Origin of the sequence: Plesiocystis pacifica SIR-1 (assembly GCF_000170895.1) — a bacterium.
GTDB lineage: Bacteria > Myxococcota_A > Polyangia > Nannocystales > Nannocystaceae > Plesiocystis > Plesiocystis pacifica.
Window position 1 is genome coordinate 39,845 of record NZ_ABCS01000021.1, and the last position, 23,124, is coordinate 62,968.

Annotated in this window: 22 protein-coding genes; 10 read left to right on the forward strand and 12 right to left on the reverse strand. The window is 71.6% G+C overall.

Annotated elements, in window-relative coordinates; genetic code table 11:
• Positions 1-26: 26 nt before the first annotated feature.
• From PPSIR1_RS13210 to PPSIR1_RS13220, 4 genes are all read right to left on the reverse strand, one after another.
• Entirely contained in the window at positions 27-527 is a 501-nt protein-coding gene (locus PPSIR1_RS13210; RefSeq protein ID WP_006971574.1) for a hypothetical protein, read from the reverse strand.
• A 34-nt stretch (positions 528-561) separates the two neighbouring features.
• Entirely contained in the window at positions 562-1,110 is a 549-nt protein-coding gene (locus PPSIR1_RS42600; RefSeq protein WP_006971575.1) for a helix-turn-helix domain-containing protein, read from the reverse strand.
• A 115-nt stretch (positions 1,111-1,225) separates the two neighbouring features.
• Positions 1,226-1,366, reverse strand: coding sequence for a hypothetical protein (locus PPSIR1_RS47775; RefSeq protein WP_006971576.1), 141 nt, complete (start codon positions 1,364-1,366; stop codon positions 1,226-1,228).
• Between the two features lie 217 nt (positions 1,367-1,583).
• Complete coding sequence (locus tag PPSIR1_RS13220) at positions 1,584-2,330, reverse strand: hypothetical protein (protein ID WP_006971577.1); 747 nt, start codon at positions 2,328-2,330, stop codon at positions 1,584-1,586.
• 195 nt (positions 2,331-2,525) lie between these two features.
• On the opposite strand from PPSIR1_RS13220, the gene PPSIR1_RS13225 reads away from it, so the two are divergent.
• From PPSIR1_RS13225 to PPSIR1_RS13235, 3 genes are all read left to right on the forward strand, one after another.
• On the forward strand, positions 2,526-3,629 hold the full coding sequence (locus PPSIR1_RS13225) for a glycosyltransferase family protein (protein WP_006971578.1): 1,104 nt from the start codon (positions 2,526-2,528) through the stop codon (positions 3,627-3,629).
• Between the two features lie 110 nt (positions 3,630-3,739).
• Complete coding sequence (locus PPSIR1_RS13230; protein ID WP_157595504.1) at positions 3,740-4,189, forward strand: tellurite resistance TerB family protein; 450 nt, start codon at positions 3,740-3,742, stop codon at positions 4,187-4,189.
• Positions 4,190-4,196: 7 nt separating this feature from the next.
• Entirely contained in the window at positions 4,197-5,354 is a 1,158-nt protein-coding gene (locus PPSIR1_RS13235; protein WP_006971580.1) for an AAA family ATPase, read from the forward strand.
• Positions 5,355-5,397: 43 nt separating this feature from the next.
• Here the strand turns inward: PPSIR1_RS13235 and PPSIR1_RS13240 are convergent, their stop codons facing one another.
• Positions 5,398-5,919: a P-loop NTPase family protein gene (locus PPSIR1_RS13240; protein ID WP_006971581.1), complete on the reverse strand. Its 522-nt coding sequence runs from the start codon at positions 5,917-5,919 to the stop codon at positions 5,398-5,400.
• A gap of 107 nt (positions 5,920-6,026) precedes the next feature.
• Positions 6,027-6,932: a class I SAM-dependent methyltransferase gene (locus PPSIR1_RS13245; protein WP_232296474.1), complete on the reverse strand. Its 906-nt coding sequence runs from the start codon at positions 6,930-6,932 to the stop codon at positions 6,027-6,029.
• A 201-nt stretch (positions 6,933-7,133) separates the two neighbouring features.
• On the opposite strand from PPSIR1_RS13245, the gene PPSIR1_RS13250 reads away from it, so the two are divergent.
• Positions 7,134-7,577, forward strand: a complete 444-nt coding sequence (locus tag PPSIR1_RS13250) for a hypothetical protein (RefSeq protein ID WP_006971583.1) — start codon at positions 7,134-7,136, stop codon at positions 7,575-7,577.
• Here PPSIR1_RS13250 and PPSIR1_RS13255 read toward each other — a convergent pair.
• On the reverse strand, positions 7,570-8,280 hold the full coding sequence (locus tag PPSIR1_RS13255) for a glutathione S-transferase family protein (protein WP_006971584.1): 711 nt from the start codon (positions 8,278-8,280) through the stop codon (positions 7,570-7,572). The two genes, PPSIR1_RS13250 and PPSIR1_RS13255, sit on opposite strands and share 8 nt — an antisense overlap.
• Positions 8,281-8,688: 408 nt before the next feature.
• Between PPSIR1_RS13255 and PPSIR1_RS42605 the strand changes: the two genes are divergently transcribed.
• The 3 genes from PPSIR1_RS42605 to PPSIR1_RS13270 all read left to right on the forward strand — a co-directional run bounded on the left by PPSIR1_RS42605 (position 8,689) and on the right by PPSIR1_RS13270 (position 10,963).
• Entirely contained in the window at positions 8,689-8,922 is a 234-nt protein-coding gene (locus tag PPSIR1_RS42605) for a hypothetical protein (RefSeq protein ID WP_006971585.1), read from the forward strand.
• A 115-nt stretch (positions 8,923-9,037) separates the two neighbouring features.
• On the forward strand, positions 9,038-9,982 hold the full coding sequence (locus tag PPSIR1_RS13265) for an ATP-grasp domain-containing protein (RefSeq protein ID WP_006971586.1): 945 nt from the start codon (positions 9,038-9,040) through the stop codon (positions 9,980-9,982).
• A 12-nt stretch (positions 9,983-9,994) separates the two neighbouring features.
• The gene (locus tag PPSIR1_RS13270; RefSeq protein ID WP_006971587.1) at positions 9,995-10,963 is read left to right on the forward strand and encodes an efflux RND transporter periplasmic adaptor subunit; all 969 of its coding nucleotides are present in this window, start codon (positions 9,995-9,997) and stop codon (positions 10,961-10,963) included.
• Positions 10,964-11,040: 77 nt separating this feature from the next.
• Here the strand turns inward: PPSIR1_RS13270 and PPSIR1_RS13275 are convergent, their stop codons facing one another.
• The gene (locus PPSIR1_RS13275) at positions 11,041-11,970 is read right to left on the reverse strand and encodes a DUF4876 domain-containing protein (RefSeq protein WP_006971588.1); all 930 of its coding nucleotides are present in this window, start codon (positions 11,968-11,970) and stop codon (positions 11,041-11,043) included.
• Between the two features lie 28 nt (positions 11,971-11,998).
• On the opposite strand from PPSIR1_RS13275, the gene PPSIR1_RS13280 reads away from it, so the two are divergent.
• Positions 11,999-12,490, forward strand: coding sequence for a hypothetical protein (locus PPSIR1_RS13280; RefSeq protein ID WP_157595505.1), 492 nt, complete (start codon positions 11,999-12,001; stop codon positions 12,488-12,490).
• On the opposite strand, the gene zigA is transcribed toward PPSIR1_RS13280, so the two are convergent.
• The gene (zigA, locus tag PPSIR1_RS13285) at positions 12,487-13,704 is read right to left on the reverse strand and encodes a zinc metallochaperone GTPase ZigA (protein ID WP_006971590.1); all 1,218 of its coding nucleotides are present in this window, start codon (positions 13,702-13,704) and stop codon (positions 12,487-12,489) included. The two genes, PPSIR1_RS13280 and zigA, sit on opposite strands and share 4 nt — an antisense overlap.
• Before the next feature lie 138 nt (positions 13,705-13,842).
• On the opposite strand from zigA, the gene PPSIR1_RS13290 reads away from it, so the two are divergent.
• Complete coding sequence (locus tag PPSIR1_RS13290; RefSeq protein ID WP_086001292.1) at positions 13,843-14,667, forward strand: 5'-nucleotidase, lipoprotein e(P4) family; 825 nt, start codon at positions 13,843-13,845, stop codon at positions 14,665-14,667.
• 78 nt (positions 14,668-14,745) lie between these two features.
• Here PPSIR1_RS13290 and PPSIR1_RS13295 read toward each other — a convergent pair whose 3' ends face one another.
• Positions 14,746-15,177 carry a tellurite resistance TerB family protein gene (locus PPSIR1_RS13295; RefSeq protein ID WP_006971592.1) on the reverse strand — a complete coding sequence of 144 codons (432 nt, stop codon included), beginning with the start codon at positions 15,175-15,177 and terminating at the stop codon, positions 14,746-14,748.
• A gap of 235 nt (positions 15,178-15,412) precedes the next feature.
• Here PPSIR1_RS13295 and PPSIR1_RS50140 point away from each other — a divergent pair, with 235 nt between their 5' ends.
• Complete coding sequence (locus PPSIR1_RS50140) at positions 15,413-19,195, forward strand: WD40 repeat domain-containing serine/threonine protein kinase (RefSeq protein ID WP_006971593.1); 3,783 nt, start codon at positions 15,413-15,415, stop codon at positions 19,193-19,195.
• A gap of 12 nt (positions 19,196-19,207) precedes the next feature.
• Here the strand turns inward: PPSIR1_RS50140 and PPSIR1_RS13305 are convergent, their stop codons facing one another.
• Together PPSIR1_RS13305 and PPSIR1_RS42610 are read right to left on the reverse strand one after the other, a co-directional pair.
• The gene (locus PPSIR1_RS13305) at positions 19,208-21,235 is read right to left on the reverse strand and encodes a S8/S53 family peptidase (RefSeq protein ID WP_006971594.1); all 2,028 of its coding nucleotides are present in this window, start codon (positions 21,233-21,235) and stop codon (positions 19,208-19,210) included.
• A 154-nt stretch (positions 21,236-21,389) separates the two neighbouring features.
• The gene (locus PPSIR1_RS42610; RefSeq protein WP_006971595.1) at positions 21,390-22,541 is read right to left on the reverse strand and encodes an OmpA family protein; all 1,152 of its coding nucleotides are present in this window, start codon (positions 22,539-22,541) and stop codon (positions 21,390-21,392) included.
• Between the last annotated feature and the right edge of the window lie 583 nt (positions 22,542-23,124).

The window sequence follows — 23,124 nt, forward strand, 5'->3', positions numbered from 1 at the left end:
TCCGAGGCCTTCGAGAGGGGCGCGGCTCAGGGCATGGCCGGGGCCGCCTCGGAGGCGGGGCGCGGCTGGAACACCTCGATGCCGAACTCTTCGCGGATGCTCGCCAGGGGCACGTCGAGGTAGGCCTCGTGGCCATACCAGGGCCACTTCTTGGTCATCCGGCGACCGCGGCGGACGACCTCGATGACCGCCGGCACGGCCTTGACCGACTCCCACAGCGCGGTGCCCCAGCCGATGTCGTTGACCACGCCGATGGCCGCGGGCTCGTTGAGGTAGGCGATGAATTCACGCCACGGGATGTCCGTGCCGAACATGCTCCACGTGTCGGTCATCGCCTCCTGGCGAATCTCGGTGTTGGTCCCGAACACGACGTGCACGGCGTCGTGGCAGCGAAACAGCTCGGCGGCCTTGCCCTCGATGGTGTCGGGGTCGAGGAGCTGGGGGTTCTCGGCGAAGTAGGCCTTTAGGCCCTCGCGGAGGGTCAGGGTCGAGTCTTGGCGTTGGTAGTCGCTCTGCGCGGGGTTCATGGCGGCGCTCCTCTCGTGTGTGGGGGGTGTCGACTCACTCGGGGTCCGCTGACGCGCGCTCCGACATCGCCGCGGCCAGGTTGAAATCGGGGGCGCTCAGCATCTCGATGAACGCGCGGCTGCCATGGATCGCGCGGCGCATCTGTTCCACGCGCAGGCGCAGTTCGGCCGCCTCGTCGGCGCTGTACTCCTCGGCGCGCTCGGCCGCGAACAGGCCCTCGTCGAGGGTCCGCAGCAGCTCTTCGCTGAGCTCGAGCTCGGGGCGGATGAAGTGGCGGATCCAGTCCTGGATCATCGCCAGGGGATCGGTGACGGCCTCGTAGTAGTCCTTGCGGTCGTTGCCCCGCGGACGTCGACGCACGAAGCGGTACTGCTCGAGGCGGCGCATGGCCACGGAGGTCGAGCTCTTGGCCAGGCCGGCGGCCGCGGCCAGCTCGGCGAGGCTCAGGGGCTCCGGGCTCATGTAGAGGGTGGAGTAGAGGCGGCCGAGGTTGGCCGGGATGCCGTAGAGCTGGCAGAGCCGGGTGAACACCGCGCCCACTTCGCGCTCGAGGCGTTGTCGGCTGCTTTCGTCGCTCGGCATGGCTTTCAGGGCTCGTTCCTATCGTTCGGTATGTTCCGAACGGTGCGTCTGTGCAACAAAAAAACACCCTCGCGGGTGCGAGGGCGCCGGTAAATCCTGCAGCTGCTGGAGACGCTCAGTCGAGCCAGAACTCGGGGCGGATCAGCGGGCGAGCCGCCGGGGTGGGGGAGGACGCCCAGGCCTGGGCCCGAAGGTGGGCGAGGGCGTCGGGGGTGTCGAGGTACTGGCGCCGAAGCTCCGCGAGTGGGCGGGTCATCGAGTCGAGGAGTCGACGGGGGCTGCATCGGCTGCTTCGGCGGGTCATGGCGAGGCCTTTCTGTTCGGGGAAGAGTCGAGCCAAGACGGCTCGGGGTTCACCCGACAGACGTAGACGATTCGCTATTCCTTGCCGGCAACCTGGGGGCTTTGCGGAGCCTTTACGGCTTTGCTCTGGACGCGCGCGGCTTTGCGCGCGGCGTCGTTGGCGGTGCGCGTTAGCAAGCCCCGGCGGCGTCGGAGTTCGTCGCCTCGAGGATGCAGCGCAGCCGCGCGCTCGAAGCGTCGGGATCCTCCTCGGCGTTCTGCACCAGCGTGTCGACGCACTCGGCGAACAGCTCGCTGAAGTCGGCGATGTCCTCGGCGCGCAGCTCCGGGTTGGCCCCGAGCTCCTCGACGGTGGTCATCGACAGGACGTGGAGGCAGGTCTCGGCCTCGAGGGGGTGCTCGGCGTCGACGGCGAAGGGCGGGGGGTTTTGGGCCTCGCACGCGGCGATCGCCTCGGGCGTGTCGGTGGCCTCGAGGCAGGTGGCGAGCTCGCGCCAGGCCGGGACGCTGCGGAACACCCGGGCGCCGCGCAAACGCGCGCGGCAGCGGTGCGGGCTGACGGTCTCGAGCCGGTCCTGTGCCAGCGCGTCGTCGGCCTTGGCGTCGGGCTCGGGCTTGGCGTCGGCTGCACCCTCCGCGTCGCCGTCGACCGTCGCTGCGCTCGCCTCCTGGACGGCCCCGATGTGCTGGCACAGGCGGATGACCTCGGGGCTGAAGGGGGCGTCGTTGCCTGCGAACATCGAGGCGCCGGGGCGCGGGGGCGTCCAGGGCTGGGGCGCCTTGCGGGGCAGCATCGGCGCGGGGTCGTAGCGCGTCGAGATCGTGCGCGCCGAGCCGTAGCCGAGGCTCTCGGGATCCTCGGTGCCCGCGATGCTCGTGCACGCGACGCCCGCGAGCAGCGAGGCCGCGACAGCCACCGTTACGGGGCGCGCGCGCCCACGAGTGAGGCCGAGCACAGTCGACAGGGGAGCGAGGACGATGGCCCGCGAGGTCACGGCCGCAAGCATAGCCGATGCCGGCGAGGGCGGCCCGAGAGGGGCTGACGGCGCGGACCTGCGTGCTATGGTCCGCGCCCTCCAGGCCCGGCTCTGGCTCCGTACCGACTCCAACCGATGGCGCGCATCGTCTACGCACTGACCTCCCAAGGTCGCGGGCACAGCTCGCGGGTCACCGCCATGGCCGAGGCCCTCGAGGCGCGCGGGCACACCCTGTTGTTTTGCGCCGGCGGGGGGGCGGGCAAGCTCCTCGCCAGCACCGGCCGCGAGGTCATCGACGTCCCGGTGCTCCGCCACGAGATGCACGACAACCGCATCCGCCTGTGGAAGAGCCTGTTCATGATCCTGAGCAAGCAGTGGTCCACGCGCGGGGTCGTCGACGAGGTCATCGAGCGCTTTCGGGCCTTCGAGCCCGACCTGCTGATCACCGACTTCGAGAGCTACTCGATCCAGGCGGCCCAGCGCATGGGCTTGCCGCTGATGACCTTCAACCACCAGCAGGTCCTGACCCACACCCGCTTCGAGGTGCCCGGGCGCTACGCCTGGGACGCCTGGGTCGCGCGCCTGGTCATCAACAACGTCTCGCCCAACAACGCCGAGCGCGTGCTGATCAGCTCCTTCTTCTACCCGCCGCTGCGCCACCCCGAGCGGGCCGATCGGCGGGGCGGGGCGACCCTGGTCGCGCCGATCCTCCGCCGCGCGGTCCAAGACGTCGAGCCCACCCTCGGCGAGCACGTGCTGGTCTATCACAACGACCCCACGGGCATGGACGGGCTGATCGCGGCGCTGGCGGGCAACCCCGAGCAGCGCTTCATCGCCTACAACCTCGGCCGCCTAGCCGAGCGCCCCGGGTTCACGGCGCCGGCCAACGTGCAGCTCGAGGAGCCCAACGTCGAGGGCTTCCTCGCCCACCTCGCCAGCGCCAAGGCGGTGATCTGCAGCGCCGGCTTCACGCTGACCTCCGAGGCCCTGTTCCTCGGCAAGCCCATGCTCGTGCTGCCCAACGGCGGCATCTTCGAGCAGACCCTCAACGCCATCTACCTGGTCCGGGACGGCCTGGGCGAGGCGGTGATGAACGGGCGGCCGACGGCCGAGGACGTCGGCGGGTTCTTGAGTCGTCTGGATCGCTACGCCGTGCGCGACGCGTCGCGGCTGCGGTGCGGAAACGATGACGCCGTGGCGTGCATCGAGTCCGTGCTCGCGGACCTCGGCGCCGCCTGAGGAAGAGCGCTCACGGGTCGGCCCCCGTCGCCCCGGCCGAAGGGTCGGTTCGGGGGGAGGGCTCGGCCCCAGCTTGCCTTGGCCCACCGTCCCGGGGGATGCTCTCGCGCGTGACCGGTCCCGGCGAGCACGACGAAGACCCCCTCGAGTCTGGCTACGAGATCGTCGAGGATGATCCCGAGGTCGACGAGGCCGAGGAGGAGGTCCCGGACGTCTCTTACATGGACGCGATCCGGGTGTGGGCCTCGGCGGCCTGGGCCGACGGCGTCATCGTGCCCCAAGAGGCCGAGGCCATGAAGCGGATCATCCAGGGCTTCCCCCTCGAGGACGACGAGCGCGCGACGGCCATGGGCTGGATCGAGACCCGCGTCGAGCTCGACGGCAGCCCCATCGGCGAGTGGCCCTACCCCGTGCGCCTGCGCGTGTTTCAGGCCGCGGCCGAGATGGTCGCCTGCGACGACGAGGTGGTGGAGTCCGAGCAGGCCTTCATCGTGAAGCTGCGCTCGATCCTCCGCATCGGCATCGAGGACGCGGGCGCCTTCCTCGGGCCCGTCGGGTAGACCCAGGGTGCTCCACACCCTGGCGATCTCCAACTACCGGTCGATCCGCGAGCTCGCGCTGCCCTTCGGCGCGCTCACGGTGGTGTCCGGAGCCAACGGGGTCGGCAAGTCGAGCTTGTACCGCTGCCTGCGACTGCTCGCGGACACGGCCCGGGGTCAGCTCGTCGGCGGCCTCGCCCGGGAGGGCGGCCTGCGCTCGACGCTGTGGGCGGGCCCGGAGGTGATCAGCAAGGGCATGCGCCAGCGCGGGCAGGTCCAGGGGACCGTGCGCAAGCATCCGGTGCGCCTGCGCCTGGGCTTTCAGTCCGACGACTTCGGCTTCGCCATCGAGCTGGGCCTGCCGTCTCCGAGCGCGAACGCCTTCGCCCTGGACCCGGAGATCAAGCGGGAGGTCGTGTGGGTCGGGCCCGAGCTCAACCGGCGCACGACCCTGGTCGACCGCCGGCGCAACATCGTGCAGTTCGCGGGCGAGGCCGGGCTGAGCGAGGGCGCGAGCGCGGTGCCGCTGCACGAGAGCGTGCTGACCCACGTCGCCGATCCGCGCCGGGCCCCGGAGCTCATGGTGCTGCGCGAGCGCCTTCGGGGCTGGCGCTTTTACGATCACCTGCGCAGCGATCGAGACGCGCCCGCGCGCCGACCTCAGATCGGCACCTGGACCCCGACCATGGCCCACGACGGCAGCGACCTGGCCGCGGCCGTGGCCACGCTCTTCGCCATGGAGGGGCGCGAGGCCGTGTTCGACCGGGCGGTGGCCGACGCGTTTCCGGGGGCCAAGGTGCGCGTGCGCGGGGAGACGGCGATGGAGGTCGTGGTCGAGCAGCCCGGGATGCTGCGCCCGCTGGCGGCCGCGGAGCTGTCGGACGGGACGCTGCGCTACCTGATGCTGGTCGCGGCCTTGCAGAGCGTCGCGCCGCCGGAGCTGCTCGTGCTCAACGAGCCGGAGACGAGCCTGCACGCCGACCTGATCCCGGCCCTGGGTCGGCTGATCCTCGAGGCCGCGACGCGCAGCCAGGTCTGGGTGGTGACGCACTCGCGGGCCCTGGTGGCGGCGCTGGGCGCTGACGCGGACATCGAGCAGCACGTCCTCGACAAGGACATGGGCGAGACGGTACTGCTCGGGCAGACCCTGCTGACCACGCCGCGCTGGACCTGGCCAGCCCGATAGCAGGCGTCCCGTTTCAACGCGAGCGCGAGCCCAGGCGCGGGGCTCAGGCCGTATCGGACGGCGCCTGCTCGCGGAGCCACGCGGCCCCGTCGACGACGCGCTGCTTGGGCCCGTCGAAGGCCCCGAAGACCCGGCGGTGAACGGCGAGGGAGCACGCGTCGCTGCGCTCGTAGTAGCTGCGCACCCAGCTCTGCAGCATGGCCAGGTTGGCGTCCTGGTCCGCCTTCGAGCCGTACTTGTGGGGCTCCCAGGGCCGCGCCTGGTTGTGGGCGAGGCAGCGCTCGACCCCCGGGTCGAGGAACACCAGGAGGTCGCAGCGCGCCAGGGCGGCCTCGACCAGGTCGCCGTAGCAGCCCTCGGCCACCCAGCCCGAGGACGCGTGCTCGCTGGCGAAGGCGCGGAGCTTGGCGAGGCTGGCGTCGAGGGTGTCGCGGACGGCGGGCTCGGCGTAGGCGATGGTGTCGAGGTCGAGGTGCGCGAGGCCGCGGCGCTCGGCGAGGGCGCGCGCGAGGGTGCTCTTGCCGGAGCCGGAGTTGCCCATGATCAAGATCGCGCGCGCGTCCATGACCGGGAGTGTAGCGGCACCCGAAAGGCGCAGGGCTCTGGGCGCGCGGGCAAAACAAAGAGCGCCCCCGAGTGGAGGCGCTCTCGAGCGTGGCAGCTTGGCCGGGCTCAGCTGGGCTTCTTGAACTTGAGCGTCATGCGGTCGCTCTCGCCGATCTCGGCGTGCTTGGCCTTGTCCTCGTCGGACTGCTCGCCGCCGAGGCTGGGCGGGAGGGTCCAGACGCCGCCCTCGTAGTCCTTGGTGTCCTTGGGGTTGGCGTTGATCTCGGACTTCTCGACGAGCTCGAAGCCGGCCTGCTGCGCGGCCTCGATGACCTGGGCCTCGGGGAGGTAGCCCTTCTCGGAGGTCTCCTCGGGGTTGGCCCCCTCGGCGGCGCGGTGCTGGACGACGCCGAAGATGCCGCCGGGCTTGAGGGCGCGGAAGGCCGCGCCGTAGATTTGCTGGGTCTGGCCGCCGTTGTACCAGCCGTGGCTGTTGCGGAAGGTCACCACCACGTCGACGCTGCCCTCGGGGGCGAGCTCGAAGCTCTCGTTGGCGTCGATGGGCGCGGTCACGACGGTGGGCGTGCCGTAGACCTCGGGGTTGGCCCCGAGCTTGTCGGTGAACTTGGCCGCGTACTTGCCGTAGCGCTCGTGCTCGGCGGGCCAGTTGGTCACGATGTAGCTGCCCTCGTCGCGCAGGTAGGGCCCGAGGATCTCGGTGTACCAGCCGCCGCCGGGCCACAGCTCGGCCACGGTCATGTTCCGCTCGACGCCGAAGAAGGCGAGGGTCTCGGCGGGGTGACGGAAGGCGTCGCGGGCCTTGTTGTCGTCGCTGCGGTGGGCGCCCGCGATGGCGCTGGCGAGGTCGGGGAACTCGGGCCGCTCGGCGGTCTCGGCCGCGTCGGTGCTCGCGTCGCCCTCGGGGGTCGCGGCGTCGGCCGACACGGTGGCCTCTTTGTCCTTGTCGCAGGCCGTCAGGCTGAAGCCGCAGACCAGTAGAGTGGCGAGGGGAAGCAGGCGAGTCTTCGACATGGGCGGCATCCTACTCGCGCGGGGGGGCTCGTCCAGAGCTGACACCAGGGCGCCGCGCTGAGCGGCGCGAACGACTGCCCAGCTCGGGGGGCCAATTCGCAGAAACACCCAGGACCCGGCGGAGTTCGGCGCTTTGTGTCGAGAAAACGTGTGCGTTGCCCCATGTTCGGCCTCCGCGCCCGGAGCGGGTAGCCTCTCGCCATGTCGGACGGCGCGCCCGAGGCAGAGCGCTTCCCGGTGGATCGGGTCGCCGTGGCGATGATCGTCGGCGCGGGCGTGGTGCTCACGCCGGGCTGCATCTTTTTGACGGTCTACTGGCTCGCCCGCGGCGTGAGCTGGTCGCCCTTCGCGTTCGATCTTCAGGCGGCGGTCTACCTGGTCGTCGCCGCGCTCTCGCTGTGGGTCGGCGTCATCGCGCTGCGCACGACGACGCGGGAGCTGAGCGGCGCCTTGGGTGTTCGCTTTGACGCGCGCGGGGTGACGCGGGGGCGGACCCGCCTCGAGTGGTCCGCGGTCGAGGCCGTCGAGACGCCGCGCCACGGCGTGCTCGAGCTCGTCGCGGGCGACGAGCGGCTGCGCCTGTGTCCCTACTTGTTCGCGGACGCCAAGGCCGTGACCGCGCTGGTCGAGTCGAAGACTAGCTGAGCTCGACGCCGACGCGGGTCAGCCACGGGCCGATGTCGGCGTGGCCCTCGAGCTCGTCGGCGAAGCGGCTGGTCCGGACGAACTCGCCGACCTGGGCCGCGACGGCGATGTCGGCGATGGACAGGCGATCGCCCACGAGCCACTCGCGCCCGGCCAGCATGCCCGCGATGGCCTCGAAGTGCTCGCGCGCGCCCTCGACGAGCTCTCGCTCCGAGCGGCTGCCGAGGCCGAGGACGGCGAGCCGGCGCTTGTAGGTCAGCTCGCCCGCGCGCCGGAGGATCGTCCCCTCCCAGCCCGGTCGCCCGGCGCCGAGGTAGGCCGCGGCCTTGCGGCTGGCCACGGGGTCGAGGAGGCGAAAGTAGGCCTCGAACCAAAACAGCGACTCGTCGGCCCAGTCCTCGATGACGTGGGCGAGGCCGCGCTCGCGCGGGCCCTCGGGGTAGAGCGAGGGCTCGGGGTGCAGGCGCTCGAGGGCCGCGATGATCGCCGACGAGTCCTGGACCCGGGTGCGCTCGCCGCTGGCGTCGGTGTAGTCGAGGACCGGGAGCTTGCCCGCCGGGGTCAGGCGCTTGGCCTTGGCGGCCAGCAGCCCGTTGTACTCCTGGGTCTCGTAGGCCAGCCCCTTGACCGCGAGCGCCAGGCGGACCTTGGCGCAGAAGGGGGAGATCAGCCATTGGTGCAGGACGATGCGCGGCTCGGGCACGGGGCGATGGTGGCCCGCCCAGCGGCCGAGGGCGACCCCGACTCGAGGGAGGCGATCGGCCGGGCGAGGTGTGACTTCGATGCGAGAAATCGAGCCTGCGTGTGATGCGCACCGGCCCAAGGACAGGGAGCGGCGGATCCTGCAGCCCTGGAAACACGCGTGATTGGGACCAAGGGTCAGGTCAAATCGAGCGCTTTGGCGCAAAGCTGGGTGTTTTCGCGCTGACCCATTGCGTTGCGATCATGTCCAAAGGAACAAAAGTCATCGTGTGATCGCGCGATTTTGCATTCCGAGCGCCCAGACCAACGATTGGCGCGTTTTTTTGTTCTCTGGGGTTGCAGTCACGGGGTCAACAGTTCACGATTCAAACGTCTTTTGGACGACAGATTTTTCAGAGAGAAAAGCGCGATGAGCAACGACAAGAAGAACAACGAGTTGAAGGAGCTCTTCATCGAGGATCTTGGCCAGGTCACCGGCGGCTGCCGTCGCCCGCACCCCACGCCCGTCGGCGAGGGACCCGCGACCACCCTCGCCCTCGGCGAAGAGGAGCCCACGACCCTTTCGCTTCAGGCCGAGGAGCCCACGACCCTGTCCCTGCAGGCCGAGGAGCCCACGACCCTCAGCCTCAGCGCCGAGGACTGAGATCCGCTCGGGCGTTCCCGCCCAGCTCAAACCAACCAAAGAGGGAGTTCGCGCGCGCGAGCTCCCTTTTTGCGTCTGCAGGACAAAACGCTCGCCCTGTTAGCTTGAGCCACCCATGACCAATCTCGACACTTCGATCGTCGTCGTCGGCAGCCCGGACGACCTTCACGTGCAATCCGTGACCGAGGGGCTGCGCGCACGCGGCCACGAGCCCTACGTCTTCGATACCCAGCGCTTCCCCGAGGAGATGACCGTGAGCCTCGGAGAGCAGGGCGCGTCGATCTTCGTCGATGGCCAGCAGATCGCCCGGCCCGCGGCGGTCTACCTGCGCAGCCTCTACCAGAGCCCCGGGGCCTACGGGGTCGACGCGGACAAGGCCATGCAGGACAACTGGCGCCGGACCCTGCTCGCCTTCCGCGAGCGCTCGACCCTGATGAGCGCGGTCTTGCTGCGCTGGGAAGAGGCCGGGACGGCCGTCTACAACTCGCCGCGGGCGAGCGCGAACATCACCAAGCCCTTCCAGCTCGCGCTGCTGCGCGACGCCGGGCTGCCCGTCCCGCGCAGCTTGTGGACCAACGACCCCGAGGCCGTGCGCCGCTTCCACGCCGAGGTCGGCGACTGCATCTACAAGCCCGTGGCCGGCGGGGCGCGGACCCGCAAGCTCGAGGCCAAGGACCTCGAGGCCGATCGCATCGAGCGGCTCTCGGCCGCGCCGGTGTGCTTCCAGGAGCTGCTCACCGGCGACGACGTCCGCGTCTACGTCATCGACGATCAGGTCATCTGCGCCCTGCGCATCGTGACCGACGAGATCGACTTTCGGCAGGCCGAGGAGCGCATCGAGGCCATCGAGATCAGCGACGAGGTCAAGGACCAGTGCGTGCGGGCGGCCAAGCTGGTCGGGCTGCGCTACACCGGCATGGACATCAAGGCTGGGGCCGACGGCAACTACCGGGTCCTCGAGCTCAACGCCTCGGCGATGTTCCGCGGCTTCGAGGGGCGGGCCAACGTCGACATCTGCGGCCCGCTGTGTGACGCTCTGATCGCGCAGACCAAGCGCTGAGAGGTCCGACGAGTGAACGAGGGGAGCGAGCAGGCCGAGCCGCGGGCGTCGCAGTCCCTCGTGTTCCGGCGCGCGGCCATCGAGGCCCACGTGCGCGGCGGTCGGGAGGGCCGGCCCCTCCACATCGTCGACACCTGGACCCGCTGGGCCGTGCGCGTGTCGGTGATCGTGCTGGTCTTCGCGGTGGTGTTCGCGGGCACGGCCCGCGTCGGCGAGTACGCCACGGGCATCGCCGTGGTCCGCCACGAGGGTCGCATCGTCGTGACCACGCCGGTGTCCGGGACCATCCAGGCGATGTCCGTGAGCCCCGGGCAGCGGGTCCGCGCCGGCCAGGTCCTCGCTCACCTCGACGACGCGGCGCAGCGGGCCGAGCTCCAGCGGGTCCAGAACAACTACGAGCAGCGCCTGCTCGAGCTCCTGCGCGAGCCCGGGGACTCGGCGCGCCGCGATCGCCTCGCGGCCCTCGACAGCGAGCTGCAGCGCGCCCGCGCGGAGCTCGAGGCCCGGGCCGTGCTCGCGCCGGAGGACGGCCTGGTGTCCGACGTGCGCGTGCGCCCGGGCCAGCTGCTGAGCCCCGGCGACTCGGTGTGTTCGATCGAGCGCGACAGCCCGAGCACCGTGGTCATGGGCCTGTTCCCTGGGCACTACCGGCCGCTGCTCGAGGACGTCGAGCGCCGGGGCGACGTGCTCTTCCTCGAGCTCGAGGGCTTCCCCGACAGCCGCCACGCCGTGTTCGTGCGCTCCATCGCCGACGAGGTCGTCGGTCCCCAGGAGGCCATGCGCTACCTCGGCCGCGATCACCAGGGGACCCTCGAGCTGAGCGGGCCGGTGGTGGTCGTCGAGACCCTGATGGCGAGCGACACCTTCCGGGCGGAGGGGACGGAGTACCGGGTCTACGACGGCATGCAGGGCACGCTGGAGGCCCAGGTCCGGGCGCAGACCCTGCTCGAGGTGCTCTTCCCGGCGCTTCGGGAGCTTTGAGCGAGGGCACGCCTCGCCCCCTCGGTGCCGGTGGCGACGGTCCGGCGCGGGCGTCGGTGCGAGCGCCGGGCTGCGGTTTAGCGCCAGGGATTGGGCGCGCCGGTGAGCTCGAAGTCGGCGCTCGAGTCGTTCGTGTCGACAGAATGCCCGTCTTCCCGGCGGCGGACCACGGCCTCGCCGGTGTAGGTCCCCGAGGCGAAGGTGAAGCCCTGGTCGACGGTCGCGGGCAGCCGCTTGAAGGCCCCGCTCTCGCCGTCCTTGACGATGTCGACGGCGTCGACCACCGCGGCCACGGGGACCTGGACGAGGGTCCAGCCCTGGTGGTCGACGTAGGCCAGCGCCTCGCCCTCGCCGAGCGCGTCGAGGGAGAGGATGGCGACGCTGGGCCCGAACACGGTGATCAGCCAGTCGAAGCCGGCGTTGTAGTGCAGCGACTCGAGGTTGGCGACGGTCGGGTAGTCCTCGTCCTGGCCGCTCTCGGCGACGAAGGTCTCGAAGTCGGCCGCGCTGAGGTCGACGGTCGACAAGGGGCTGTGGTTGGTCCCGTCCTGGGCGATCACCAGGCGCTCGCCCGGCTCGATCACGACCTCCTCCGGCTCGCCGGGGATCAACCACAAGTTGTGCATGTAGACGTGCTCGCCGTCCTCGGCGAGGGCGTTGGGCTCGTCGCCCGGGTTGATCACGCCGGCGAGGCCGAACACGTCGCCGAGCAGCAGGCCGCCCGCGGCGACGGGCTCGTCGCTGATGTTGCGCACGGCGATGAACTGGTCGGAGAAGTAGTGGTCCGTGCCGCCCAGGGGCGGGCTGCCCGTGAAGTAGACCTCGTCGACGACGAGGCGCCCGCTCGGCGGCTGCGGCTCGGCGCCCGCTTCGTTGGTGTCGGTGCCGGTGCCGGCCTCGCCGTCCCCCGCCGGATCTGCCGGATCTGCCGGATCTGCCGGATCTGGGCTGCACGCGAGGGCGCTGCTGACCAGGGTGAGGGCGAGGAGCGCGGGGGCTTTTGTCATGCAAGTGACTTGCATTAGAGTCTCGCGGGTGTCAATCGCACCGTTCACGCGTGGGCTCAGCGTGCTCGCCCTCGTGGTTTTGTTCGCCGGCTGCGACCCCGAGCCGCCGAGCGTCGTGAGCGAGGACGCGCGGGTCGAGCTCGGGGCCGCGGGCGTCGAGTGGCGGCCGCTGGCCGAGGGCGACCCCGTCGAGCTCGTGGCGGGCCTGCAGGGCGGGTGGCACGTCGACGTGGCCGTGCGCGGGCGAGGCCTCGAGCCGAGCGGCGTGGCGCTCCGCTACGAGGCCCGCGCGCCGGGGTCCGAGGCCTCGATGAGCTTCGTGACCGAGGCGCTGCTCAACGAGGACAACGTGCTGTGGGTCGAGGGCGACTGGCTGCGCCCCGGCGGCCGCGTGGTGTTCGACATCGCGGGCCCCGAGGAGGTCGTGGGCGCCGAGGTCTGCCTGCTCGTGACGGCGAGCGCCGACGCCTGGATGGGCGAAGACTCTCGCTGCGTCACGGTCGTCGATGAGCTGCCCTAGCCCATCTCGAGCTCGGGGAAGGGGTTGGCCATCCCCGCCCAGGTCTTGCTGTCGGCGGCGGCGAGGGCCTCGTCGAGCAGGCAGGCGTCGAGCCGAGCCCGCATCGTCGGCTCGTCGAGGTCCTGGCCGATGAACACCAGCTGCTGGGAGCGGTCGCCGTAGCGGGGGTGCCAGTCGTCTTGCTGATCGGGGCGGTGACCCTCGGGGTGCTGCCAGCGATCGCGGGGGACGGCGGCCCACCACATCCCCATGGGGCGCACGTTGCTGACGCCGCCGGCCTGGCCCCACTCGTAGGCGACCCGGTGGTCCGCCGCGACCCAAAAGAAGCCCTTCGAGCGCAGCACGCCGCGCCAGCTGTCGTCGTCGTGCAGGTAAGCCCACAGCTTCTCGGCGTCGAAGGGCCGAGCGGTGCGGTAGGTGAAGCTCGAGATCCCGTACTCCTCGGTCTCGGGGGTGTGCTCGCCCTGGAGCTCGCGGATCCACCCGGCCGAGGCGGCGGCCTCGTCGTAGTCGAAGCTGCCGGTGTCGAGCACGGCCTCGAGGGGCACGTGGCCGAAGCTGGTCGCGGTGATCTTCGCGCCCGGGTTGAGGGCCCGGAGGATGCTCGCGACCTCGCGGGCCTGGTCCTCGGTGACCAGGTCGAGCTTGTTGAGCACGATGACGTTGGCGAACTCGATCTGCTCGATGAGCAGGTCGGTGACCGTGCGGTGGTCGTCCTCGCCGAGGGACTCGCCGCGCTCTTGGAGGCCGTCGGCGGTGGCGTAGTCGCGCAGGAAGTTGGCCGCGTCGACGACCGTGACCATGGTGTCGAGGCGCGCGACCTGAGCGAGGCTGACCCCCTCCTCGTCCTCGAAGGTGAAGGTCTGGGCGACGGGGATGGGCTCGGAGATGCCGGTCGACTCGATCAGCAGGTAGTCGAAGCGCCCCTCCTGGGCCAGGCGCGAGACCTCGGCGAGCAGGTCGTCGCGCAGGGTGCAGCAGATGCAGCCGTTGGACATCTCGACCAGGCGCTCCTCGGTCCGCGAGAGCTCGGCCCCGCCGCGCTCGACCAGGGCGGCGTCGATGTTGACCTCGCTCATGTCGTTGACGATCACGGCGACGCGTCGGCCCTCGCGGTTGTTGAGCACCTGGTTGAGGAGGGTGGTCTTGCCGGCGCCGAGGAATCCGGACAGCACGGTGACGGGGAGGCGTTCGGGGGGCGTGGTCAGTTGCATGGCGCGTCCAGGGGGAGGGGCGTCAATAGACCAACCGGAACTCGCTCGAACAAATGGTCAACTATTTCGTGGACGGAGCGTGACCTTCGCGGCGCCCGCTTGCGGATTCACGGCCATGAATGTACGCACAGTCCGCGGATGGTTCGCTCTCGACGTGTCTCCTTCACCCTGGTGGCTCTGGCGTGGCTCCCGGCCTGCACCCACGCCCATCCCAAGCTCACCGCGACGCTCTACGGCAACACCGCGGCGGAGCACCACGCGTCGACCCGGGCGATCTACATGGCCGCCAAGGCGCAGCTGCCGGCGGCGCTCGCGGACACCACCTGGACGGCGGCGCTCGAGCAGGGCGAGGGCGCCGGGGACAAGCCCGCGGCCATCATCCTCGACGTCGACGAGACCGTGCTGGACAACTCGCCCTACCAGGTTCAGGGGGTCCAGGGCGGTCCCGAGTACCCCGATGGCTGGGACGCGTGGTGCAAGATGGAGTCGGCCGAGCCCGTCGCGGGCGCCGTCGAGTTCACGCGCTTCGCGGCGAGCCAGGGGGTGACGGTCTTTTACGTCACGAACCGCGACAGCTCGCTCGAGTCCTGCACCCACGCCAACTTGGTGGCCGCGGGCTTCCCCATGGCCGAGGGCGTCGACGTGGTCCTGACCAAGAACGAGCGCCCCGAGTGGACCGGAGACAAGACGACGCGCCGCGCCTTCGTGGCCGAGGACTACCGGATCGTCATGCTGTTCGGGGACCAGCTCGGGGACTTCACCGGCGAGGACGAAGCGACGACGAATCCCAGTGAGCGCGACGCGGTCGTCGACGCCCACGCGCAGCGCTGGGGGAGCCAGTGGTTCGTGCTCCCCAACCCGCTCTACGGCGGGTGGGACTCGGTGACCTACGGCCACGACTTCGGCCTGTCCGAGGACGAGAAGAACGCCAGGCGGCTGCGCTCGATGCACGGGCCTCGTTGAATGCCGTTGAACGCGAGAGACCCTCGCCTCCGTGTGGAGGGCGAGGGTCTCGGCTCGTGTGGGGTGGAGGCTGGGAGCTCAGAGCTCCATGAGCAGCTGCTGCCCGCGCTCGCGGAGCTCGAGGCTGTCCTGGACCCACTTGATGAACAACGCGGCGATCTCCGCATCGAACTCGAAGGCCTCGGCGAGGGCGATGAGCGCGGTCCGCTCGTCGTCGACGAGGACGTTGTCGGCCATGGCGGCGCAGATGGCCTGGTAGAACAAGAAGACCCGGGCCTCGCGGTGCTTGACGTCGCGCGCGACGTCGACGATGTCGCTGGGCGAGTCGAACTCGCGGCGGACGCGGTCGCGCTCCTCGGGGAGGAGCATCATCTGGCCCATGAGCTCCTCGACGAAGTGGCGCTCGCTGTCGGCGACGTCGTCGTCTTTGGCGGCCATCACTGCCACGCAGCGGGCGACGGCGACCTGTTCCTCGGGAGTGATGAGCTCTGCGATGGGAAATTCGAACATGGCTCGGCGCGCAGCGTACCCCAAGAATCGGTCCCCTGACCAGAGGGGGGGCGGGACATGCGAGCGAGGCCGCGGGTGGGGGTCTGAAGGCCCAGGCGAGGCCACGGAGCGGACTTCGGGGGTCTGGGACAGCGCGGGGAGGGCCGCGGGGCGGCCTCTCGGCGGGGGGCGAGGTGAGACCTGTCTCCTCGGGTCGCAGCTCGGGATGCGAGAGATCCAGGGGTAGGCTCTGCGCGTGAGCGAGGGCGTCGACGAGTGGGCGGTGCCGACCCTGGAGGGGTCGTCGATCGCTGCCGGCGAGGCCAGGGCCGTCGAAGCCGGCGCGGCGACGGAGCCCGGGGTCGACACCCTGCCGGGCGACCTCGCGCCTGGGGCCGCTTTCGAACGCGACGAAGCCGCACCCGAAGGATCGCCGCGCCGCATCGATCGCTACCTGATCATCCGCGAGCTCGGGGCGGGGGCGATGGGCAAGGTCTTTTTGGCCTACGACGCCGAGCTCGATCGTCGGGTGGCGATCAAGCTGCTCCACGATCGCAAGGCCAACCAGCGCGCGGGTCGTCGGCTCCAGCGCGAGGCCCAGGCCATGGCGCAGCTCTCCCATCCCAACGTCGTCACGGTCTACGAGGTCGGACGTCAGGGGGAGGAGCTCTACGTGGTCATGGAGTACGTCCAGGGCTCGGACCTGCGTCGCTGGCAGCGGGCGGCGGACCGCGGCATCGCGGAGACCCTCGCGCTGTTCTCGGCCGCGGGCGAGGGCCTGGCCGCGGCCCACGACGCGGGCCTGGTCCACCGCGACTTCAAGCCCGACAACGTGCTCGTGGGCGAGGACGGGCGGGTGCGGGTGGCCGACTTTGGCCTGGCCCACGCGCGGCTGCGCGGGGAGGAGTCCGGGCTGACGCCGGTGAGCCGATCGCAGCGGATCGAGGCCCTGGAGGAGCTCGGCAGCGGGTCGGGGCCTGACTCGGGGTCAGCTTCAAGATCGGGCGAAGAGAGCGAAGGCTACGCGGGCACGCAGGCGAGCCTGTCGGCCTCCCTCGACGCCACGCAGACCAGCGAGCTCGCGGTCAAGGGCCTCGCCCAGGCGCCGGAGCTCGAGCACTTCCTCCGGCCCTCGGTGCTCGAGGCCACGCTGACCCGCGACGGCGCGCTCTTGGGCTCGCCGGCCTACATGTCGCCCGAGCAGTTCGCCGGGCGCACCGGCGACGCGCGCAGCGATCAGTTCAGCTTCTGCGTGGCGCTGTGGGAGGGCCTGTACGGGAGCCGACCCTTCTCGGGGACCAACGTGTTCAAGCTCGCCCGGGCCATCGCCTGCGACCCGCCCAAGCGACCGCGCCGCGAGGGCCCCGCGCTCGTGCCGGAGTGGCTCGAGGCCGTGCTGGTGCGCGGCATGGCCAAGGAGCCCGAGGCGCGCTGGCCCGACATGCACGCCCTGCTCGAGGCGCTCGCCGACGATCCTCGGGTCCGCCGGCGTCGCTGGCTGCAGCGCGGAGCCGCGGCCGTGGCGATCGCCGGGACGCTCGCGGGCGGGAGCGTGTGGGGGGCGCGGCAGCTGCGGACCAACGCCGAGCAGCGCTACTGGAACGAGCTGACGGGGGAGCTGCTCGCCCTCGAGCGCGAGCGCAGCCTGCGACAGGCCAACGACGACGCCGAGCGGGCCCGCGACGCGACCAAGATGAGCGTGCATCAGCGCTACGGGGCCGAGCCGACCGCCAAGGCCGCGACGCCGCGGGACCCGGCGATGGCGGCCGTGTTGCTGCGCGAGGTCGGGGCGCGCGGGCGCAGCTCGAGCGCGTGGCTGTCGGCCGCGAACGCGACCTTGGGCCTGTCGATGAGCCACGCGCGGCTCCAGGGGCACGCCGCTCCGGTGCTCGGTCTGGTGTTCGCGGGCCAGGGCCAGGGCCTCTACTCCCTGGCCAAAGACGGCGAGCTGCGGGCCTGGGACTGGGCTCGGGGCGCGGGGGAGCTGCTGCGGGCGCCGCCGACCGAGGGGGCCGGCGGGGTCGCCCTGGCGCGGAGCCCCGACGGGCGCAGCCTGGCCGTGGCCTACTCCGACGGCAGCGTGTGGTTGGTCGCGGTCGAGGACGGGGAGGCGCGCCTGGTGTCCGAGGACGCCATGGTCGCCACGGCCCTGGGCTTCGACGCGTCGGGCCGGACCCTCGCCGTGGGTCGTCGCCGTGGAGCGCTGCGCTTGTTCGACACGGCGACGGGGCTGGAGCCTGGCGCCGAGGTGTTCGACCACCAAAACGAGAGCCCGCGGGCCATCGACTTCGACGGGGCCGGGCGGATGCTCGTCGCCTCGGGCGCGGCCGCGTGGCTGTGGGAGGTCGACAACCACGCCCTGATTGCCCGCCTCGACGGCCACGAGGACGAGGTCTTCCACGCCCGCTTCCTCGACGGGGACTGGGCGCTGACGGGGGCCGACGATCGCTCCTTGCGGCTGTGGTCGGTGCGTCCGGGGGCCGAGGACGCGAGCGCGCCGCGCTGGAGCGCCGCGCTGTCGCAGCCGATCTCGGCGATGGCCGTGCGCGGGACCAGCTTCGCGGGCGCGGACGCCTCGGGTCAGCTGCTCGGCGGGCGCCTGGATCTGGCGACGGGGGCGGTCTCCTCCGTGAGCCTCGAGGGTCACGCGCAGGGCGTGTGGAGCCTGGGCCTCGGCGTCGACGGGCGCACGGTGGTCTCGGCGGGCTTCGACGGGGTGGCGAAGGTCCAGACCCTCGACGAAGGCGGGAGCGCGCGGGTGCTCCGGGGGCACCGCGAGGGCATCGTGACCGCGAGCCTCGACGCCTCGGGGCGCTGGCTGGCGACGGGCTCGTGGGACACGGACGTGCGCGTGTGGGACTTGGCGCGCGAGCCCCTGTCGCGCGAGCTGTCGGGCACCGGCGCGCCGGTGCAGGCCGTCGCGGCCGAGGGGGAAGCCCTCGCTTCGCCGCGGGTGTTGACCGCCGCGCGCGACGGCCGGGTCCGGCTGTGGGACGCGGGGAGCGGAGCGGCGCTCGGGAGCAGCGCGGGGGGAGAGGCCTTGAACGTGGCGGCGTTCAGCCCCGACGGGCGACGGGTAGCGATGGGCGATCGCTCCGGGCAGGTGCGCGCGTGGACCCCCGGCGAGGACGAAGGCGTGGTCATCGGACGGCACCGTCGAGCGGTCTGGGACCTCGCCTTCAGCCCCGACGGGTCGCGCCTGGCGACGGTCTCGGGCGACGGCTCGGGGCGGATTTGGGCGCTGGACTCCGGCGAGTCCGTGACGCCAAGCGTGGTCCTCGAAGGTCACGAGGGCCGGGTGGAGCAGGTGGCGTTCGGGGCCCAGCGCGTCTACACGGCGGGCAGCGACAACAGCGTGCGCGCATGGGAGGCGCGCACGGGGGCGCAGGCGCAGGTCTTTGAAGGCCATCGAGCGGCGGTCCGCGCCCTCGCCCTCAGCCCGGACCGTCGAAGGTTGGCGACGGCCTCGGACGATCGCGAGGCCAGGCTCTGGTCCCTCGACAAGGCCGGCGCCAGCGTGATCCTCGAGGGGCACTCCCAGGGCCTGACCGCGCTCGCCTTCGATCCTTCGGGCGCCCGGCTGGCGACGGCCTCGGCGGACCACGACGCGCGGGTGTGGTCGACGCGGACGGGCGAACTCCTGCACCTGCTGCGCGGCCATGAAGGGTCGGTGCTGGGCGTCGTGTTCGTCGATGAGCAACGGCTCCTCAGCCACGGCGACGACGCCCAGGTGCGTCTGTGGCTGCTCGGAGAGCCCGGCGAGGAGCCTGCCGTGATCGTTCTCGACGGCCACGGCGGAGCGGTGCTCGAGGTGGCGGTCACGGCTGAGGGGCGTTGGGCCGTATCGGGCGCTCTGGACGGTACGGCGCGCGTGTGGGATCTGGAGCGCCTGAGCTTCGAACCGCCCGAGTTGCTCGAGGCCCTCCACGCCGCGACCACGAGCTGTCTGTCCGTGGACTGGCGCATGCGCGAGCTCGGCGAGAACGCGGCCGAGGCCGAGGCCACCTGGGCCTACTGCGAGGCGGCCCAGGGGCGTTGAGCTGCAGACCCGTCAGCGGATCGTCACGGGTCCGCTCTGGGTGCTCGCGCCAGCGAGGTCCTCGATGGTGAAGTCGAGGACTGCCGAGTCCCAACCGGTGGCGTCGACGAGCACCTGAGTGCTCTCGATGGCGAGGTCGTTGAGGCTAGCGAGGATCGTCGCGTCAAAGCGATGGGTCGTGGGCGTGCCGACCTCGTCGAAGCTCGTCAGGCTCGCGGCGGTGATCGTGCCGGCGTAGCTCGGGTCGATGGCCATGTGCAGCGTGGCCATGGAGGTGCCGGGGCCGGTGTCGATGTTGCAGTGCGGGCAGATCGGCAGCTCGGGCTGGGGCGAGGCGAGGAAGGGGCTCGCGCTCGCGTTCTCCTCGCACACCGGATCCCCCTCGGCGCTCAGCCCTTCGGTGAAGGACTCCGAGGTGCCCGCGCCGATCACCGCGTCGAACTCCTCGAAGAAGTCCCCGAGGTTGGCGTCGGCCGCCGGGGCGACGGCCGTGCAGTCGAGCTGCGGGCACTCGGCCGGATCCTGGTCCGCGCACGCGCTGCTCAGCGCCGCGCATACGCAGATGCGCCGGACCTCGGCGTGGCCGTCGACGCCGACCGCGTCGACGCTCGCGCCCGTGGGCCAGGCGCTCGCGTAGATCAGATCGGCGACCTCGTCGGGGCGCAGCTCGGGGCGGTAAGACCAGACCAATGCGGCGGTGCCCGAGGCCACGGCCGTCGACACGGAGGTCCCGGTCAACGCGAGGCTGGTGACGCCGGGGACCTTGCCAGAGGCCGAGTTGGCGCCGAGGGCCGCGAGCGCGACCTGGGCGTCAGCGCGGGCGTTGGGCAGGGGCGCGTCGCGGCTGTCGAGGCCGCCGACGGCGTAGACCAGGGGCCGCGTGGCGGCGTCGGCGAAGATCGGCAGCTCGGGGTCGTCGGGGGCCTCGAAGCCCAGGGCCGCGCACTCGCTGGCCGTCGGCGCGGCTTCGCCCTGGAAGGTCGCGGGGATCAGCACGCCCTCGTGACCGTCGCAGCCGGGCTCGGGGTTGTTGCCCGCGGCCGCGAACACCAGCGCGCCTTCGCAGGCTGCGTAGCGCAGGGCGTCGTAGACCGCCCGCGAGGGCCCGCGCTCGAAGTCGGCCGCGTCGGCGAGCAGGCTGTCCGCGTCGCCGGCGATGGGCTCCCAGCCCAGGCTCAGGTTGATGACCAGGCGCACCGGCGGCTGGGGGGCCATCTGCTGGCGCCGCTTCCAGTTGGCGAGGGCGTCGTAGATGCCCATGGCGATGTCCGCCTGGCTGCCGAAGTGCCCGCCGTTGTCCCAGTTGGGCGCCGAGTCCCAGCTCTCGCGGGTCATGGCGAGGTGAAACTGCAGCGGCGTGATCACGCACTCGGGCGCCGAGCCGGGGCAGCGGATGCCCTCGATGAGCTCGCCCATCTGGATGCCGTGGGAGTTCACGGGGGTCAGCGCGGGGTTGCCGTTGAAGGAGTGGGAGACCGTGTCGACGAGGCCGACGTCGACGGGCTGGATCGCGGCCAGGGTCGCGCCGAGCTCGTCGGAGCCGACGCTGTCGATGTTCAGGCGAAAGGCGTCGCGCAGGGCCAGGTGGACCGCCTCGCTCTCGGTGGTGTTGGCCTGGGCCAGGCGCGCGACGCAGTCGATGGCCGCGGTGTCCTCGGTGACGCTCGCGGACGCGTCGAGGGCCGCGAGCAGCTCCTCGTAGTCGGCGTCCTCGGACGCGCCGTCGAACGCGTAGCTGCAGTAGCGGCCGAGCTCACCGGGGGCGTCACCGGGGATGGTCATCAGCCCGGGGGAGCCCTCCTCGAACAGGCGCAGGGCGGTCCAGTTGGCCGGCAGCCCGTCGATCTCGCAGTCGTCGGCGGGGTCGTCGAGGAGCGCGACGACCCGCGCGTTGGGGCAGGTCAGGGCCTCGGAGTCGGTGTCGCCGACGTCGTCGCCGGCCTCGTCATCCGTGTCGTCCGCAGGGCAGCCCGCGAGGGACAGGACACCGGCGACGGTGAGCACGGGGAGGGCGAAAGGAAAGCGCGCGTAGACGTTCATGGGACGTCGAGACGATGACACGAACTCGGGGCGGCGGCCGCCGGGTAAGCGACTTACTCACGCCCGCGAAGACGCTGCGTCGGCGTGCGTATCGAGCTGTGATTCGCGCCTGCGGATCGCCGGTTCGGAGGTTGGCTCCGATCCGAGGTCGGGATCAGAACATCCAGCCCAGGCCGACGCCCGCGTCGTAGATGCCCGTGCCGCCGAAGCTGCCCTGACCCGCGGAGTAGGCCACGGTCGCGTCGAAGGTCAGCAGCAGGTGCTGGGTCAGCGCCACCGCGACGCCGGGGCCGATGCCAAACACGGCGGCCGGTTGCCAGGTCTCGGGGCTGAGCGTGGTGATGGTCTGCTCGCCAGTGAACGCGTCGACGTCGAGCTGCTGCTCGCTCTCGCGGTGCTGGAGGAGCAAGCCGGCGGACAGCCGCAGCCACCCCCACACGTTGCCCCGGGCCCCGCCCAGGCGCAGCTCGGGCACCACGCGGACGCGGCTGCGATCGATGCGGCTGCAAAAGGGCGCGCAGCTGTCGGGCTGAGGGAAGACGAAGCCGAGGTCGACGAGGTGGTCGATGCTCAGCCCCGCGGCCACGCGAAAGTCCGAGCCGAAGCCCCAGATGTAGCCCGCGCCGCCGCCGTAGCGCACTTGCTGGCGCAGGAACTCGGCCGAGCCGATGGCGTAGCCGACCTGGCCGAATACGAAGGGTCCGCGGAACTTCGGGGGGGGCGCGGGCGCGGGGCGGGGGTCGGGCTCGGGTTCGATGTCGGGGTCGGGGTCGGGCTCGGGCTGCGCGGCGAGGGGCTCGGGCTCGGCAGGGGCGGGGAGCCGGGCCCACTCGCACGCGAGGAAGGCCGCGTCGAAGCTGGGCTCGCACTGGCGCGGGTAGAAAAAGCGCAGCTCGACCCGGCGGTTGCGGGCCTTGGCGTCCTCGTCCGAGCTGGGCTCGGCGCGGTCGCTCGCGTCCCACTCGCCCCGGGCCTCGAGGTGCAGGCGCTCGCGGGCCTCGCTGGGCAAGCGGGCGGCGAGGCGCTCGCGGACGTGCTCGGCCCGGCGCTGGGACAGCGCGCGGTTGTACTCGTCGGTGTTGTCCTCGTCGGCGTGGCCGATGATCAGCAGGTGCAGCTCGGGGTCCTGGCGCAGGGCCTCGGCGCTGGCTTCGAGCTCGCGCTCGAGGCCGCGGGCCTCGGGCAACGCGTCCGCGTCGACGGCGAACTGCAGGGGCTCGGCGGCGGGTACCGCCACGCAGGCCACGAGCCCGCCGAGCACGAGCGCGAGGCAGGCGAGGCGAGGGCGGGCGAGCACGGCAGTCATCCGAGGGTCAACGGTAACGCAGATCGCAGCTGACACCCGCGCCGCGCGAGCGTGGAGGGCTCAGGGGCTGTAAACGAATCGATGCCCCCGCTTGCGGGGGCGACCCCATGCCCTCTCCAAGGCACGAACCCCATTGCCCCACGAACACAGCGGAGGAGCGGGCAGCGACGAAGCGTCCCCGGTTCGGAGACCTCTGCGGGGGCAAAGCCGACGCCCCCGCTTGCGGGGGCGACCCGATGCCCTCTCCCAGGCACGAACCCCATTGCCCCACGAACACAGCGGAGGAGCGGTCAGCGACGAAGCGTCCCCGGTTCGGAGACCTCTGCGGGGGCAAAGTCGACGCCCCCGCTTGCGGGGGCGACCCCATGCCCTCTCCAAGGCACGAACCCCATTGCCCCACGAACACAGCGGAGGAGCGGGCAGCGACGAAGCGTCCCCGGTTTCGAGACCTCTGCGGGGGCAAAGCCGATGCCCCCGCTTGCGGGGGCGACCCGATGCCCTCTCCCAGGCACGAACCCCATTGCCCCACGAACACAGCGGAGGAGCGGTCAGCGACGAAGCGTCCCCGGTTCGGAGACCTCTG

Coding starts and splice junctions, on each gene's coding strand:
- PPSIR1_RS13210 (WP_006971574.1), bottom strand. CDS start 527: ATGAACCCCGCGCAGAGCGACTACCAACGCCAAGACTCGACCCTGACC.
- PPSIR1_RS42600 (WP_006971575.1), bottom strand. CDS start 1,110: ATGCCGAGCGACGAAAGCAGCCGACAACGCCTCGAGCGCGAAGTGGGC.
- PPSIR1_RS47775 (WP_006971576.1), bottom strand. CDS start 1,366: ATGACCCGCCCACTCGCGGAGCTTCGGCGCCAGTACCTCGACACCCCC.
- PPSIR1_RS13225 (WP_006971578.1), top strand. CDS start 2,526: ATGGCGCGCATCGTCTACGCACTGACCTCCCAAGGTCGCGGGCACAGC.
- PPSIR1_RS13240 (WP_006971581.1), bottom strand. CDS start 5,919: ATGGACGCGCGCGCGATCTTGATCATGGGCAACTCCGGCTCCGGCAAG.
- PPSIR1_RS13245 (WP_232296474.1), bottom strand. CDS start 6,932: ATGTCGAAGACTCGCCTGCTTCCCCTCGCCACTCTACTGGTCTGCGGC.
- PPSIR1_RS13250 (WP_006971583.1), top strand. CDS start 7,134: ATGTCGGACGGCGCGCCCGAGGCAGAGCGCTTCCCGGTGGATCGGGTC.
- PPSIR1_RS42605 (WP_006971585.1), top strand. CDS start 8,689: ATGAGCAACGACAAGAAGAACAACGAGTTGAAGGAGCTCTTCATCGAG.
- PPSIR1_RS13265 (WP_006971586.1), top strand. CDS start 9,038: ATGACCAATCTCGACACTTCGATCGTCGTCGTCGGCAGCCCGGACGAC.
- PPSIR1_RS13275 (WP_006971588.1), bottom strand. CDS start 11,970: ATGACAAAAGCCCCCGCGCTCCTCGCCCTCACCCTGGTCAGCAGCGCC.
- zigA (WP_006971590.1), bottom strand. CDS start 13,704: ATGCAACTGACCACGCCCCCCGAACGCCTCCCCGTCACCGTGCTGTCC.
- PPSIR1_RS13290 (WP_086001292.1), top strand. CDS start 13,843: ATGGTTCGCTCTCGACGTGTCTCCTTCACCCTGGTGGCTCTGGCGTGG.
- PPSIR1_RS13295 (WP_006971592.1), bottom strand. CDS start 15,177: ATGTTCGAATTTCCCATCGCAGAGCTCATCACTCCCGAGGAACAGGTC.
- PPSIR1_RS13305 (WP_006971594.1), bottom strand. CDS start 21,235: ATGAACGTCTACGCGCGCTTTCCTTTCGCCCTCCCCGTGCTCACCGTC.
- PPSIR1_RS42610 (WP_006971595.1), bottom strand. CDS start 22,541: ATGACTGCCGTGCTCGCCCGCCCTCGCCTCGCCTGCCTCGCGCTCGTG.